Below are 13,780 nucleotides of genomic sequence, written 5' to 3' on the forward strand. Positions count from 1 at the left end.
TGCGCTCCCACCCCCGGATAAGTCCCTCCACTCAGCCTTCCGACGTCGCTCGAAGATCAAAAGCGGTACTTGAGCTAACGCTCATCGTGTTAAGTGGTAGGAAGCGGAAAGCGAACTGCTTTCCTGTGGGAGCCCGCCTGCCGGCGATGGCGGCCTGACAGCCGACCAGATCTTGTGGGGATTGATCGCTCCCACGCTCCGCGTGGGAATGCCGCCCGGGACGCTCCGCGTTCCATTTTCGAATGTTTAAATGTGTGGGATTCACAGAGGGTCGTGCGCGATTTCAATAAATCCACAGAACTGGTGGGAGCTGGCTTGCCAGCGATGACGGCAGAGCTGACAACTCAAATCCCGGGCACAAAAAAACCGGCGTTCATCACTGATCGCCGGTTTTCATTCAGCTGTCACTCAATCACTGCATCAACACTTCGATCGAACCGTCGGCGGTCAGGCTGACCTGGCTGGTGCCCGCTTCGACTTCAGGCGTGACCGGCGCTGCGTCCATGCCGGCGGCGGCTTTCATCATCATCGGGGCACGCATGTACGGTTGCGGGTAGCCGTTGCTGTTGAGGTTCAGGTTGACGATTTTGTAACCCTTGCCGCCCAGGGCGTCGGTGGCCAGTTGGGCGCGGGCCTTGAAGGCGGTGACGGCTTCTTTCAGCAGTTTGTCTTCGCTGGCCTTGCGGGTCGGATCCGCGATGGCGAAGTCCATGCCGCCCATTTTCAGTTCGGTCAGCAACTCGCCGGTGAGTTTGGACAGGGCGGCGAAATCGGTGCTTTCCAGGCGCAGTTCGGCGCGTTCGCGCCAGCCGGTGATTTTCTGGCCCTTGGTGTCGTAGATCGGGTAGCTGTTGCGGCTGCCCTGGCGCAGGGTGATGTCTTTGACCTGCTTGGCCTGGGCCAGGGCCTTGTTCATGGTGGTGCTGACGTCGGCGGCGAGTTTGGCAGGGTCAGTGTTTTGTTCTTCGGTGTAGAGGGTCACGATCATCAGGTCGCGGGCCACTTCCTGGCTGACTTCGGCGCGCAGGGAAATCTGGTTGTAGTGCAGCTCATCGGCGGCCAGGGCCGGAAGGCTGGCGACGCTGCCGGCGGTCAGGGCGAGAAGGGCGGCGCAGCGGCGAAATGTGTGCATGAAAGCTCCTTGATGAGGGCGCAGGTGATGGTTCGGGGGCCTGCGTGAAACCATCAGACTCTAGCTTTTATGATCCGGTTCGCCCAGTTACAACTTCTATACAGATGGTCGGGGGTCGCTTTGAGGCCCATCGCCAGCAGGCTGGCTCTCACAGGAAAAAGCATTTCAAAATGTGGGAGCGAGCCTGCTCGCGAAGGCGCCCTTATAGCCGCAGAAAAACTTTGCGCCATGTGGTCGTTTGCCGCACTTTCGCCTCTCAAGCCCGCGCCTTGGTTATACTCCGTGCGATCCGCCTGGAGCGCTCATCAGGAGAGCTCATGCTCGCCCCCGTACAACTGACTTCCGCCACTCGCCAGAACCTCTGGCGGCTGACTTTCATTCGCACCCTGGTGCTGGCCGCGCAGGCCGGTTCCGTGGGCCTGGCCTACTGGCTGGAGCTGTTGCCGTTGCCGTGGGTGCAACTGGTGATGACCCTCGGCTGTTCGATTCTGCTGTGTGTGTTCACCGCCGTGCGCCTGCGCACTTCGTGGCCGGTCACTGAACTCGAATACGCGCTGCAACTGGCCTGCGACCTGTTTATCCACAGCGCCTTGCTGTACTTCTCCGGTGGTTCGACCAACCCGTTCGTTTCGTACTATCTGGTGCCGCTGACCATCGCCGCAGTGACGCTGCCATGGCGTTATTCGGTGTTGCTGTCCGGCATTGCGCTGGCTCTGTATACGCTGATGCTGACGCATTTCTATCCGCTGGAAACCCTGCCGGTAGCGCGGGAAAACCTGCAGATCTACGGCATGTGGCTGAGCTTCGCGCTGGCGGCAGCGGTGATTACCTTCTTCGCCGCGCGCATGGCAGAAGAGCTGCGCCGGCAGGAAGAGTTGCGTGCAATCCGTCGTGAAGAAGGCCTGCGCGACCAGCAATTGCTGGCCGTGGCGACTCAGGCCGCTGGTGCCGCCCATGAACTGGGCACGCCGCTGGCGACCATGAGCGTGTTGCTCAACGAAATGCAGCAGGATCACCACGACCCGATGCTTCAGGAAGACCTGAAGGTGTTGAAGGATCAGGTCAAACTCTGCAAGGAAACCCTGCAACAACTGGTGCGCGCCGCCGAGGCCAATCGCCGGATGGCGGTGGAGATGCAGGACGTCACCGACTGGCTCGACGAAGCCCTCAACCGCTGGCACTTGATGCGTCCCGAGGCCAGTTACCGCTTCCAGCGTCTGGGCCAGGGGCCGTTGCCCCGTGTCGCACCACCGCCGGATCTGACCCAGGCGTTGTTGAATCTGTTGAACAACGCCGCCGATGCCTGCCCGGATAACCTTCAGGTCACCCTGGACTGGGACACGGAATACCTGACCATCAGTATTCGCGACCACGGCGCCGGCGTGCCGCTGGTGATAGCCGAGCAAATTGGCAAACCGTTTTTTACCACCAAGGGCAAAGGTTTCGGCCTGGGCCTGTTTTTGAGCAAGGCCAGCGTGACACGCGCCGGCGGCTCAGTGAAACTCTATAGTCATGAGGAAGGCGGCACGCTCACCGAGCTGCGTCTGCCCCACGGCGTCCGAGGAGAGCAACATGAGTGACGAAATCCAAGTCGAAGGCGAAGAACTGCCGCATTTGCTGCTGGTCGATGACGATGCGACCTTCACCCGGGTAATGGCTCGGGCCATGGCTCGCCGTGGTTTTCGCGTCAGCACCGCCAGTTCCGCCGAAGAAGGCCTGACCATCGCCCAGGCCGATCTGCCGGACTATGCGGCGCTCGATCTGAAAATGGACGGCGATTCCGGTCTGGTGCTGTTGCCCAAACTGTTGGAGCTGGACCCGGAAATGCGCGTGGTGATCCTCACCGGTTATTCGAGCATTGCCACTGCAGTCGAAGCGATCAAGCGCGGCGCCTGCAACTACCTGTGCAAACCGGCGGACGCCGATGACGTGCTGGCGGCGCTGCTGTCCGAACACGCCGACCTCGACAGTCTGGTGCCGGAGAACCCGATGTCGGTGGATCGACTGCAGTGGGAACACATCCAGCGAGTGCTGACCGAACACGAAGGCAACATTTCCGCCACTGCCCGCGCCTTGGGCATGCACCGCCGCACCTTGCAGCGCAAACTGCAGAAACGCCCGGTTCGTCGCTGAACCTGCGCTGAACGGCCATTGCCCGCTCTCGCGATAAAGCGCACCGATCAACTATGATCGGTGCGTGTCTGTTCTTTTCTTTATCGAGCCTTATCCATGAATCAGAACGCTGAATATTCCGCGGTCAACGATGCTGTGCGCGGGCAGTTTTTTCGCAAGGTGTGGGCCATGACCACGCCTTACTGGCGCAGCGAAGAGAAGGGCAAGGCCTGGACATTGCTGATTGCCGTGATTGCCCTTTCGCTGTTCAGCGTGGCGATCTCGGTGTGGATCAACAGTTGGTACAAGGACTTCTACAACGCCCTGCAAAAGAAGGATGAGGCGGCGTTCTGGCAGTTGATCCTGTATTTCTGCGGTATCGCCACGGTAGCCATCCTGGGTGCGGTGTATCGCCTGTACCTGACGCAGATGCTGACCATCCGCTGGCGGGCGTGGCTCACCGAGAACCATTTCAAACGCTGGCTCGGCCACAAGAATTACTACCAGCTGGAGCAGGGCGGCTACACCGACAACCCCGACCAGCGGATTTCCGAAGACCTCAACACCTTCACCGCCAACACCCTGAGCCTCGGGCTGGGCTTGATCCGCACGGTGGTCAGCCTGGTGTCCTTCTCGATCATTTTGTGGGGGGTGTCCGGCAGCATCGAGGTGTTCGGCGTCGAGATTCCCGGCTACATGTTCTGGTGTGCGCTGTTGTATGCGGCGGTCGGCAGTTGGCTGACACACTTGATCGGTCGGCGTCTGATCGGCCTGAACAATCAACAACAACGCTTTGAAGCCGACTTGCGTTTCTCCATGGTACGTGTGCGCGAAAACGCCGAGAGCATTGCACTGTACAACGGCGAGCCCAACGAAAACCGTCGCTTGAGCAGCCGCTTCGGTCTGGTCTGGCACAACTTCTGGGACATCATGCGGGTCTCCAAGCGCCTGACGTTTTTCACTTCGGGTTATGGCCAGATCGCGATCATTTTCCCGTTCATCGTTGCAGCGCCGCGTTACCTGGCAGGCAAGATCGAGCTGGGTGAACTGATGCAGATCAATTCGGCATTCGGCAACGTGCAGGAAAACTTCAGCTGGTTCATCAGTGCCTATTCGGAACTGGCCGCCTGGCGTGCCACCTGTGATCGTCTGCTGAGTTTCCGTCAGGCCATGACCGACAACGAAGAACGTGCACCGGCCATTGACGTACAGAATCAGGGCAGCGAACTGAAAGTGCACAACCTCGGCCTGGATCTGGCCGACGGTCGTCATCTGCTGACCAGCGCCGACATGACCGTTGAGCCGGGCGACCGGGTGATGCTCAGTGGTCGGTCCGGCAGCGGCAAGTCGACATTGCTGCGGGCGATGGGGCACTTGTGGCCGGCAGGGCACGGCAGTATCCGCCTGCCGGCGACACGTTATCTGTTCCTGCCACAAAAGCCGTATCTGCCGATCGGCACCTTGCGTGACGCCTTGAGTTATCCACAACCGGGCGACACCTACGCGCCGGAGCGTTATGCACAAGTGTTGGAAACCTGCCGTCTGCCGCATCTGGTGGCACGACTGGACGAAGCGAATCACTGGCAGCGCATGCTCTCGCCGGGTGAGCAGCAACGCCTGGCCTTTGCCCGTGCGCTGCTTTATGCGCCGCACTGGCTGTACATGGACGAAGCGACGTCGGCGATGGACGAAGAAGACGAGGCCACGCTGTATCAGGCGCTGATCGATCAGTTGCCGGGCCTGAGCATCGTCAGCGTCGGCCATCGCAGCAGCCTCAAGCGCTTCCATCCACGACATGTGCGGATCGACAGCGGGCATCTGGTCGAGCAGACCGTCACGGCCTGATGTGTACCGAATCTGTGGGAGCCTGCTCCCACAGAGGACGGTGATCGTACAACTCCCTTGGGCTATGATGCCCATCCAGCTGAATTTTCGAGACAAACGCCGACCATGGAAACCCCGATCGACACCCCGCGCCTCCCTCGCAAGCGCCGCAGCCTGGCACAGGAACTGGTGACGGTGCTGACCGGGCAGATCCGCGACGGTCTGCTCAAGCGTGGCGACAAGTTGCCCACCGAGTCGGCGATCATGGAAGCCCATGGCGTCAGCCGCACCGTAGTACGCGAGGCGATTTCCCGGCTGCAGGCTGCAGGACAGGTCGAAACCCGCCACGGCATCGGCACCTTCGTGCTCGACACGCCGAGCCCGAGCGGTTTCCGGATCGACCCGGCCACCGTGGTCACCCTGCGTGATGTGCTGGCGATTCTCGAATTCCGTATCAGCCTGGAAGTCGAATCCGCCGGTCTCGCCGCACAGCGTCGCAGCGCTGAACAACTGGCCGCGATGCGCGCCGCTCTCGATGCACTGAACGAAAGCGTGGCCCACGCCAGCGATGCGGTGGCGTCGGACTTCCAGTTCCACCTGCAAATAGCGCTGGCCACCGGCAATCGCTACTTCACCGACATCATGACTCACCTGGGCACCAGCATCATTCCGCGTACGCGACTGAACTCTGCACGCCTGGCCCATGATGATCAGCAGCACTACATGAATCGCCTGAGCCGCGAGCACGAGGAAATCTACGAGGCCATCGCCCGCCAGGACGCCGATGCCGCACGCGCGGCCATGCGCCTGCACCTGACCAACAGCCGCGAACGGTTGCGCCAGGCCCACGAAGAAGCACAGGCGCAGGGCTGAGCAGTCAGGCTTCAACGTAGAGTTTCAGCGGTTCCGAGCAAGGTTCCAGGCTGGACTCGTCGGCAAACTTGTAGCGCAGTTCAACGGTGCCGTTCAGGTACTTTTCCAGCTCGAATCGAGGGATGCTCAGTTCGATGCCGGTGAGACCGACCATATCGTCGAGTGCCTCGTCCCAGACGCCGGTCGGCTCCGACAAGCCCTGCCATTCAGGCTCTTCCGGATTGTCGCCGAGGATCGGGTACACATCCCAGTTTGGCGGGGTGTCCTGCCCGTCGGGGACGCGGACGATCAGGTCGTCATCCAGGGTCGATAACCGCAGGATGATCGAGTCGCTGGCGTGGTCGGGAAATTGCGGAAGCTGTGCAGCGGCAAACGTCATGTTTCGTTCTCCTTGAAAGTTCTGCCGCGATCCTTCGCGGCAGTCGTCGCACTTTACCCGGCGAACGCGTGATGCGCGCCGGAGCAATCTTGTCCGGGCATTTCAGCTGCCGGGCAGGATCGAACGATCGACCCTGACGGAGAGTTTGCCCGGACCGGGCTTGACGTCGAACGTCGCCTGCCCCTGCGCATCCACCAACGTGCGGGCAATGGCGATGCCATCGACCAACAGTTGCAGCGGCGCACCTTTCAACGATTGGCCCGAGGCCAGCTCCACGTTCAATTTGATACTCATCGAATCGCTCCTTAATTCGTGTTGCCGGTCGGGTGGTAGTCCCTGAGCAGCAGGTAAGTGCTCCAGCCCCACCAATCGTCGACGGTGGCGGTATCGTTGAGGTTGTTCACATCCTTGCGTCGCAGGACTTTGTTGCCCTGAAGGCGGAACAGTGGCGAAAAGTTGTTGGCCAGGTTCATCACGGCAGTCAGATCCGGCAACCGTTGCAGCGCGTTGAAGGAGGTCGGCACGATGCCGCTTGAATACGCGGCATACACCTCGTCCGCCGAATCCTGCACTGCTTGATTCACTTGATTTCGGTTGTCGGCATCCGTGGCGTCGAAGTAGCGTTTGTCACCGAATGCACGCCATTGCTCGCCACGTCCGTTGCGCACCTTGAGACCGAACTTGCTGTCTTCGTCATGCATGAAGCGAGTGATGAGCGAGCCCAGATCACTCGGCGTCACGGCGGCAGCCATGGCCTTGCGCGGAACTCGCAGATGCCCGGAAGAGAACAGGTCGGTGAGGTAGTGGTCGGCAAATGCATTCATCGCATAGGCCCGTTCCAGTTGCAGTTCGTCCTGACCGGCGTGGGCGGCTGCGGCAGTCTGCAGGGCGACGGTGTGCCCGGCGATGTAAGCCTGACGGGCCCATTCGCCGAAGTGGTCGGCATTGTTCGCCGCCAGTTTCAGGTAGCGACCGAGGGGAAACAGCGCCGAGACGAAGCTGCCGCCGCCGGTGATTTTGTTCCACTCTTCCGACAACGTATCTCCCAGGGCGTCATAGGCTTCGTGGGGTGGTTTGCCATCCTTGATCGCCTGTTCAACCGCATCGATCTCTTTTTGCATGATCGCGAGAATTTGTGGCGCTTCGGCCTTTGAAGCCGGTAGGGCGGCGAGGGTGTCGAACGCCGCTGAAAAACGCTGAAGACGATCCGCCGCAGTGGCACCTTCGTTGATCGGCCGGTCAACGACTCCGTAGAAATCACCGCTCAGCGCGAGCACCTGGCCATAGGTCAGCGCCAGTCCGTTCGGCAGGTGCAACGGCACGTTTTGCGCGAGCAGCGGCTCGGCGTTTTCAACGAAGCGCAGCCGGGTATTATCGCCGATCGCCGTGTGTTCCGCGCCTTCGAAGCGCAGCGGCGGTTTGACTTTCATGGCTTTGCCGGGCAGTGCGGGGGAGGGTTCGACATCGCTGTGGGAGTCGGCAATGTGCAGCACCAGGTGCGGGTTTTCGGCACTGAAGGCGATGCCGCGTGGGGTAAAAAGATCATCGAAGCGGGCGATGACCGGTGTGGGTTTTTCAAGGCATTTGGGTTGTAGACCGGACATTTCTTTCTCCTTGATATGTCGTCGGCAGGTTTTCATTTAACTGTATGCATATACAGTCAAATCGAGCCTAGTCCAGAAAACGCCTACGTCAAAAAGAAATCTTGTCCGACAAAAAATGCCCCCCAGCGATGAAATGCAGTTGACGGTTATCTTTTAAGTTGTACGATGACTTACAACTTCGGCGAAGGCTGAACGGTCCACTCACAAAAAAACGTTGCTACCAGGGTGTTCGAATAATGAATCCACAAGAACTGAAGTCCATCCTCTCCGCCGGCCTGCTGTCGTTCCCGGTGACCGATTTCAATGCCCAGGGCGATTTCAACCGCGCCGGCTACATCAAACGCCTGGAATGGCTGGCCCCTTATGGTGCTTCGGCCCTGTTCGCCGCCGGTGGAACCGGTGAGTTCTTCTCCCTGGCGGCCAGTGAATATTCGGAAATCATCAAGACTGCCGTCGACACTTGCGCCAGCAGCGTGCCGATCCTCGCCGGCGTCGGTGGTTCGACCCGCCAGGCCATCGAGTACGCTCAGGAAGCCGAACGTCTGGGCGCAAAAGGTCTGTTGTTGCTGCCGCACTACCTGACCGAAGCCAGCCAGGACGGCGTTGCCGCCCACGTTGAAGCGGTGTGCAAATCGGTCAACATCGGTGTGGTGGTCTACAACCGCAACGTCTGCCGCCTGAACGCGCCGCTGCTGGAACGTCTGGCCGAGCGCTGCCCGAACCTGATCGGTTACAAGGACGGTCTGGGCGATATCGAGTTGATGGTGTCGATCCGTCGTCGCCTTGGCGACCGTTTCAGCTACCTCGGCGGTCTGCCGACCGCTGAAGTCTATGCCGCTGCCTACAAGGCCCTGGGCGTGCCGGTCTACTCGTCGGCGGTGTTCAACTTCATCCCGAAAACCGCGATGGATTTCTACCACGCGATTGCCCGTGACGATCACGCGACTGTCGGCAAGATCATCGACGACTTCTTCCTGCCGTACCTGGATATCCGCAACCGCAAGGCCGGTTACGCCGTGAGCATCGTCAAGGCTGGCGCCAAAATCGCTGGCCATGACGCCGGTCCGGTGCGGGCGCCGCTGACCGACCTGACCCGCGAAGAGTACGAAATGCTCGCTGCGCTGATCGACAAGCAAGGTGCGCAGTAACCCACTCTAAAAACAAGGCTGCCGAGCGATCAGCGGCCTTTTGCGTCAGGAGCAAGATTCGTGACCAAGCGCTACGACAACTACATCAACGGTGAATGGGTCGCCGGCAACGATTACTCGGTCAACATCAACCCGTCCGAGCTGAGCGACACCATCGGCGACTACGCCAAGGCCGATCTGGCTCAGGTCAACGCCGCCATCGAAGCGGCCCGTGCCGCGTTTCCGGCGTGGTCGACTTCGGGCATTCAGGCCCGCCACGACTCGCTCGACAAAGTCGGCAACGAGATCCTCGCCCGTCGCGAAGAGCTCGGCACTCTACTGGCCCGGGAAGAGGGCAAGACCCTGCCGGAAGCCATCGGCGAAGTGACCCGCGCCGGCAACATCTTCAAGTTCTTCGCCGGTGAGTGCCTGCGTCTGTCCGGCGACTACGTGCCGTCGGTGCGTCCGGGCGTCAATGTTGAAGTCACTCGCGAAGCCCTCGGGGTGGTCGGTCTGATCACCCCGTGGAATTTCCCGATTGCCATCCCGTCATGGAAAATCGCCCCGGCCCTGGCCTACGGCAACTGCGTGGTGCTGAAACCGGCGGACCTGGTGCCGGGTTGCGCCTGGGCGCTGGCCGAAATCATCTCCCGCGCAGGCTTCCCGGCCGGCGTGTTCAACCTGGTGATGGGCAGCGGTCGCGTGGTCGGTGAAGCGCTGGTCAACAGCCCGAAGGTCGACGGCATCAGCTTTACCGGCTCCGTGGGTGTGGGGCGTCAGATCGCGGTCAGCTGCGTGTCGCGCCAGGCCAAGGTGCAACTGGAGATGGGCGGCAAGAACCCGCAGATCATTCTCGACGACGCCGACCTCAAGCAGGCGGTCGAGCTGTCGGTGCAGAGCGCGTTCTACTCCACCGGCCAGCGTTGCACGGCGTCGAGTCGTTTGATTGTCACCGCCGGGATTCACGACCAATTCGTCGAAGCCATGGCCGAGCGCATGAAGTCGATCAAGGTCGGCCACGCGCTGAAGGCCGGCACCGACATCGGTCCGGTGGTCTCGCAAGCGCAGCTTGAGCAGGACCTGAAATACATCGACATCGGTCAGTCCGAAGGCGCTCGCGTGGTCAGCGGTGGCGGTCTGGTGACCTGCGACACCGAGGGCTACTTCCTTGCGCCGACCCTGTTCGCCGACAGCGAAGCCTCGATGCGTATCAGCCGCGAAGAGATCTTCGGCCCGGTGGCCAACATCGTCCGCGTGGCGGATTACGAGGCTGCACTGGCCATGGCCAACGATACCGAGTTCGGTCTGTCTGCAGGCATCGCCACCACGTCGCTGAAGTACGCCAACCACTTCAAGCGTCATTCCCAGGCCGGGATGGTGATGGTCAACCTGCCGACCGCCGGTGTCGATTACCACGTTCCGTTCGGCGGCCGTAAGGGTTCATCCTATGGCTCACGTGAGCAAGGCCGGCATGCGCAAGAGTTCTACACAGTCGTGAAGACCAGCTACATCGGTTCCTGATCCAAGCAGTACCTGTGGGAGCTGGCTTGCCAGCGATGCAATCACCTCGGTTTTCAGTCACACCGCAGTGATGCCATCGCTGCGGTGCGGCGGTCCGACGAGCCAGCTCCCACAAAGACCAAAGAAGATTCACCCGCGCATAAAAACAATCAGTGGGAGTACATCTACATGCAATCGTCCAGGCCGACTCACGTCCGCTATTTGATCCTGCTCATGCTGTTCCTGGTGACCACGATCAACTACGCCGACCGCGCCACCATCGCGATCGCCGGTTCCAGTCTGCAAAAAGACCTCGGCATCGACGCCGTCACCCTCGGCTACATCTTCTCTGCTTTCGGTTGGGCCTACGTGGCCGGGCAAATTCCCGGCGGCTGGCTGCTCGATCGTTTCGGCTCGAAAAAAGTCTACGCCCTGAGCATCTTCACCTGGTCGCTGTTCACCGTGCTGCAAGGCTTCGTCGGTGAGTTCGGCCTGTCCACGGCCATCGTGGCGCTGTTCATGCTGCGCTTTCTGGTGGGGCTGGCCGAGGCGCCATCGTTCCCCGGTAACGCCCGCATCGTGGCAGCCTGGTTCCCGACCGCCGAACGCGGCACGGCTTCGGCGATTTTCAACTCGGCGCAGTACTTCGCCACCGTGCTGTTCGCGCCGTTGATGGGCTGGATCGTCTACGCCTTCGGCTGGGAGCATGTGTTCATTGTCATGGGCGTGTTCGGCATCCTGTTCTCGCTGATCTGGTTGAAGGTTATCCACAGCCCGCGCCAGCACCCGATGGCCAACGAGGCGGAAGTTAAGTTCATCGCCGACAACGGCGGCATGGTCGACATGGACCAGAAGCAAGGCAAAAAGGCTGACGGCCCGAAGTGGGATTACATCCGCCAGTTGCTGACCAATCGCATGATGCTCGGCGTGTACCTGGGCCAGTACTGCATCAACGGCATCACTTATTTCTTCCTGACCTGGTTCCCGGTGTACCTGGTGCAGGAGCGCGGCATGACCATTCTCAAGGCCGGGTTCATCGCCTCGTTGCCGGCGATCTGCGGATTTATCGGCGGCGTCCTCGGCGGGGTGATTTCCGACTACCTGCTGCGCAAGGGCCACTCGCTGACCTTCGCCCGCAAGGCGCCGATCATCGCCGGTCTGCTGGTCTCCAGCAGCATCGTCGCCTGCAACTATGTCGAAGTGGAATGGATGGTGGTCGGCTTCATGGCCCTGGCCTTCTTCGGCAAAGGCGTGGGCGCACTGGGGTGGGCGGTGGTCTCCGACACTTCGCCGAAGCAGATCGCCGGTCTGAGTGGCGGCCTTTTCAACACCTTCGGCAACATCGCCTCGATCACCACACCGATCGTCATCGGTTACATCATCAGCTCCACCGGTTCGTTCAAATGGGCGCTGGTGTTCGTCGGTGCCAACGCACTGGTGGCGGTGTTCAGCTACCTGGTGATCGTCGGCCCGATCAAGCGTGTGGTACTCAAAGAACCGCCAACCAATGGCGGTTCCGAGGCCACCGGTAAATTGTCTCAAGCGCATTCCTGAGGAGCGGCGTCATGCAGTTGATTGAACATTCCGACTCGCCGCGCTACATCCGCCTGCACGAGCGGGACAACGTTGTGGTCGTGGTCAACGACCAGGGCGTTCCGGCCGGCACTGCATTTGCCGATGGCCTGGTGACGGTGGATTTTGTGCCGCAAAGCCACAAGGTCAGCCTGGTGGACATCCCCGAGGGCGGCACGGTGATTCGCTATGGCCAGATCATTGGCTATGCGCTGCAGCCGATTCCCCGTGGCAGTTGGGTCAAGGAAGATCAACTGCGCATGCCGACCGCGCCACCGTTGGACAGCCTCCCGCTGTCCACCGATGTACCGGCCGCCCAGGCACCGCTGGAGGGTTACACCTTTGAGGGTTATCGCAATGCCGACGGCACCGTCGGCACGCGCAACATCCTCGGGATCACCACCACCGTGCAATGCGTCACCGGGGTGCTGGATCACGCGGTCAAACGCATCAAGGATGAACTGTTGCCCAAGTACCCGCACGTCGATGACGTGGTGGCGCTGACCCACAGTTACGGCTGCGGTGTGGCCATCACGGCCACCGACGCCTACATCCCGATCCGCACGGTGCGCAATCTGGCGCGCAACCCGAACCTCGGTGGCGAGGCGCTGGTGATCAGTCTGGGTTGCGAGAAACTGCAGGCCGGGCAGGTGATGCACGAGGACGATGCCTCGGTTGATCTGAGCGAGCCGTGGCTGTATCGCTTGCAGGATTCCAGTCACGGCTTCACCGAAATGATCGAGCAGATCATGGAACTGGCCGAAACCCGCCTGAAGAAACTCGATCAGCGCCGCCGCGAAACCGTGCCGGCGTCCGAGCTGATCCTCGGCATGCAGTGCGGCGGTAGCGACGCGTTTTCCGGGATCACCGCCAACCCGGCGCTCGGTTATGCCTCGGACCTGCTGCTGCGGGCGGGGGCGACGGTGATGTTTTCCGAAGTCACCGAAGTACGCGACGCGATTTACCTGCTGACCTCACGGGCCCAGAGCAAAACCGTTGCCGAGGAACTGGTGCGCGAGATGGACTGGTACGACCGCTACCTGGCCAAGGGCGAGGCGGACCGTAGCGCCAACACCACGCCGGGCAACAAGAAGGGCGGGTTGTCGAACATTGTCGAGAAGTCGCTGGGATCGATCGTCAAATCCGGCAGCAGCGCGATTAGCGGCGTGCTCGGTCCGGGTGAACGCTTCAAGCAGAAAGGTTTGATTTTCTGTGCGACGCCGGCGAGTGACTTCGTCTGCGGCACCTTGCAACTGGCGGCGGGGATGAACCTGCATGTGTTCACCACCGGGCGTGGCACGCCTTATGGTCTGGCCATGGCCCCGGTGATCAAGGTGTCGACCCGGACCGAACTGGCGCAGCGCTGGCCGGACCTGATCGACATCGATGCCGGACGGATCGCTACCGGTCGCGCGAGCATCGAGGAACTGGGCTGGGAGTTGTTTCACTACTATCTGGATGTGGCGAGCGGCAAGCAGCAGACGTGGGCTGAGAAGCACAAGCTGCATAACGACATTACGTTGTTCAATCCGGCGCCGATCACCTGAAACCGAGTCGCCTGCATCGCGAGCAAGCTCGCTCCCACAGGGATCTCCTTTGCTACACAAATTTTGTAAGCACCGAAGATCAGTGTGGGAGCGAGCTTCTCGCGATAGCG

General features: G+C 60.9%; 12 protein-coding genes. 8 read left to right on the forward strand and 4 right to left on the reverse strand.

Features of this window, described 5'->3' with window-relative positions:
- Positions 1 to 412 precede the first annotated feature (412 nt).
- Entirely contained in the window at positions 413 to 1,132 is a 720-nt protein-coding gene (locus BBF94_RS26090) for an SIMPL domain-containing protein (RefSeq protein ID WP_065261801.1), read from the reverse strand.
- Positions 1,133 to 1,449: 317 nt separating this feature from the next.
- On the opposite strand from BBF94_RS26090, the gene BBF94_RS26095 reads away from it, so the two are divergent.
- The 4 genes from BBF94_RS26095 (at position 1,450) to BBF94_RS26110 (ending at position 5,941) form a co-directional block, all read left to right on the forward strand.
- Positions 1,450 to 2,712 (forward strand): ATP-binding protein, encoded by a 1,263-nt coding sequence (locus BBF94_RS26095; RefSeq protein WP_065261802.1) that lies wholly within the window; start codon positions 1,450 to 1,452, stop codon positions 2,710 to 2,712.
- On the forward strand, positions 2,705 to 3,265 hold the full coding sequence (locus BBF94_RS26100) for a response regulator transcription factor (protein WP_065261803.1): 561 nt from the start codon (positions 2,705 to 2,707) through the stop codon (positions 3,263 to 3,265). Before BBF94_RS26095 ends, BBF94_RS26100 begins: the two co-directional genes overlap by 8 nt.
- A gap of 96 nt (positions 3,266 to 3,361) precedes the next feature.
- On the forward strand, positions 3,362 to 5,089 hold the full coding sequence (locus tag BBF94_RS26105) for an ABC transporter ATP-binding protein/permease (protein ID WP_065261804.1): 1,728 nt from the start codon (positions 3,362 to 3,364) through the stop codon (positions 5,087 to 5,089).
- A 105-nt stretch (positions 5,090 to 5,194) separates the two neighbouring features.
- The gene (locus BBF94_RS26110; RefSeq protein ID WP_065261805.1) at positions 5,195 to 5,941 is read left to right on the forward strand and encodes a FadR/GntR family transcriptional regulator; all 747 of its coding nucleotides are present in this window, start codon (positions 5,195 to 5,197) and stop codon (positions 5,939 to 5,941) included.
- Positions 5,942 to 5,945: 4 nt separating this feature from the next.
- Here BBF94_RS26110 and BBF94_RS26115 read toward each other — a convergent pair whose 3' ends face one another.
- The 3 genes from BBF94_RS26115 to BBF94_RS26125 all read right to left on the reverse strand — a co-directional run bounded on the left by BBF94_RS26115 (position 5,946) and on the right by BBF94_RS26125 (position 7,924).
- Positions 5,946 to 6,320 (reverse strand): hypothetical protein, encoded by a 375-nt coding sequence (locus BBF94_RS26115; protein ID WP_065261806.1) that lies wholly within the window; start codon positions 6,318 to 6,320, stop codon positions 5,946 to 5,948.
- Positions 6,321 to 6,422: 102 nt separating this feature from the next.
- The gene (locus BBF94_RS26120; RefSeq protein WP_065261807.1) at positions 6,423 to 6,614 is read right to left on the reverse strand and encodes a hypothetical protein; all 192 of its coding nucleotides are present in this window, start codon (positions 6,612 to 6,614) and stop codon (positions 6,423 to 6,425) included.
- Between the two features lie 11 nt (positions 6,615 to 6,625).
- The gene (locus BBF94_RS26125) at positions 6,626 to 7,924 is read right to left on the reverse strand and encodes a phospholipase (RefSeq protein ID WP_065261808.1); all 1,299 of its coding nucleotides are present in this window, start codon (positions 7,922 to 7,924) and stop codon (positions 6,626 to 6,628) included.
- Positions 7,925 to 8,160: 236 nt separating this feature from the next.
- Here BBF94_RS26125 and kdgD point away from each other — a divergent pair, with 236 nt between their 5' ends.
- The 4 genes from kdgD (at position 8,161) to garD (ending at position 13,670) form a co-directional block, all read left to right on the forward strand.
- The gene (gene kdgD / locus BBF94_RS26130; protein WP_065261809.1) at positions 8,161 to 9,072 is read left to right on the forward strand and encodes a 5-dehydro-4-deoxyglucarate dehydratase; all 912 of its coding nucleotides are present in this window, start codon (positions 8,161 to 8,163) and stop codon (positions 9,070 to 9,072) included.
- Between the two features lie 60 nt (positions 9,073 to 9,132).
- On the forward strand, positions 9,133 to 10,572 hold the full coding sequence (locus tag BBF94_RS26135; RefSeq protein WP_065261810.1) for an aldehyde dehydrogenase family protein: 1,440 nt from the start codon (positions 9,133 to 9,135) through the stop codon (positions 10,570 to 10,572).
- Positions 10,573 to 10,656: 84 nt separating this feature from the next.
- Positions 10,657 to 12,105, forward strand: coding sequence for an MFS transporter (locus BBF94_RS26140; RefSeq protein WP_404820991.1), 1,449 nt, complete (start codon positions 10,657 to 10,659; stop codon positions 12,103 to 12,105).
- A gap of 11 nt (positions 12,106 to 12,116) precedes the next feature.
- Positions 12,117 to 13,670 (forward strand): galactarate dehydratase, encoded by a 1,554-nt coding sequence (garD, locus tag BBF94_RS26145; RefSeq protein ID WP_065261812.1) that lies wholly within the window; start codon positions 12,117 to 12,119, stop codon positions 13,668 to 13,670.
- Positions 13,671 to 13,780 lie beyond the last annotated feature (110 nt).

The organism is Pseudomonas bananamidigenes, from assembly GCF_001679645.1.
In the GTDB taxonomy this organism is placed as follows: domain Bacteria; phylum Pseudomonadota; class Gammaproteobacteria; order Pseudomonadales; family Pseudomonadaceae; genus Aquipseudomonas; species Aquipseudomonas bananamidigenes.

Bases quoted from the DNA above. Each gene is read 5' to 3' on its own strand.
- BBF94_RS26095 (WP_065261802.1), top strand. From the start codon at position 1,450: ATGCTCGCCCCCGTACAACTGACTTCCGCCACTCGCCAGAACCTCTGG.
- BBF94_RS26125 (WP_065261808.1), bottom strand. From the start codon at position 7,924: ATGTCCGGTCTACAACCCAAATGCCTTGAAAAACCCACACCGGTCATC.
- BBF94_RS26090 (WP_065261801.1), bottom strand. From the start codon at position 1,132: ATGCACACATTTCGCCGCTGCGCCGCCCTTCTCGCCCTGACCGCCGGC.
- garD (WP_065261812.1), top strand. From the start codon at position 12,117: ATGCAGTTGATTGAACATTCCGACTCGCCGCGCTACATCCGCCTGCAC.
- BBF94_RS26100 (WP_065261803.1), top strand. From the start codon at position 2,705: ATGAGTGACGAAATCCAAGTCGAAGGCGAAGAACTGCCGCATTTGCTG.
- kdgD (WP_065261809.1), top strand. From the start codon at position 8,161: ATGAATCCACAAGAACTGAAGTCCATCCTCTCCGCCGGCCTGCTGTCG.
- BBF94_RS26110 (WP_065261805.1), top strand. From the start codon at position 5,195: ATGGAAACCCCGATCGACACCCCGCGCCTCCCTCGCAAGCGCCGCAGC.
- BBF94_RS26120 (WP_065261807.1), bottom strand. From the start codon at position 6,614: ATGAGTATCAAATTGAACGTGGAGCTGGCCTCGGGCCAATCGTTGAAA.
- BBF94_RS26115 (WP_065261806.1), bottom strand. From the start codon at position 6,320: ATGACGTTTGCCGCTGCACAGCTTCCGCAATTTCCCGACCACGCCAGC.
- BBF94_RS26105 (WP_065261804.1), top strand. From the start codon at position 3,362: ATGAATCAGAACGCTGAATATTCCGCGGTCAACGATGCTGTGCGCGGG.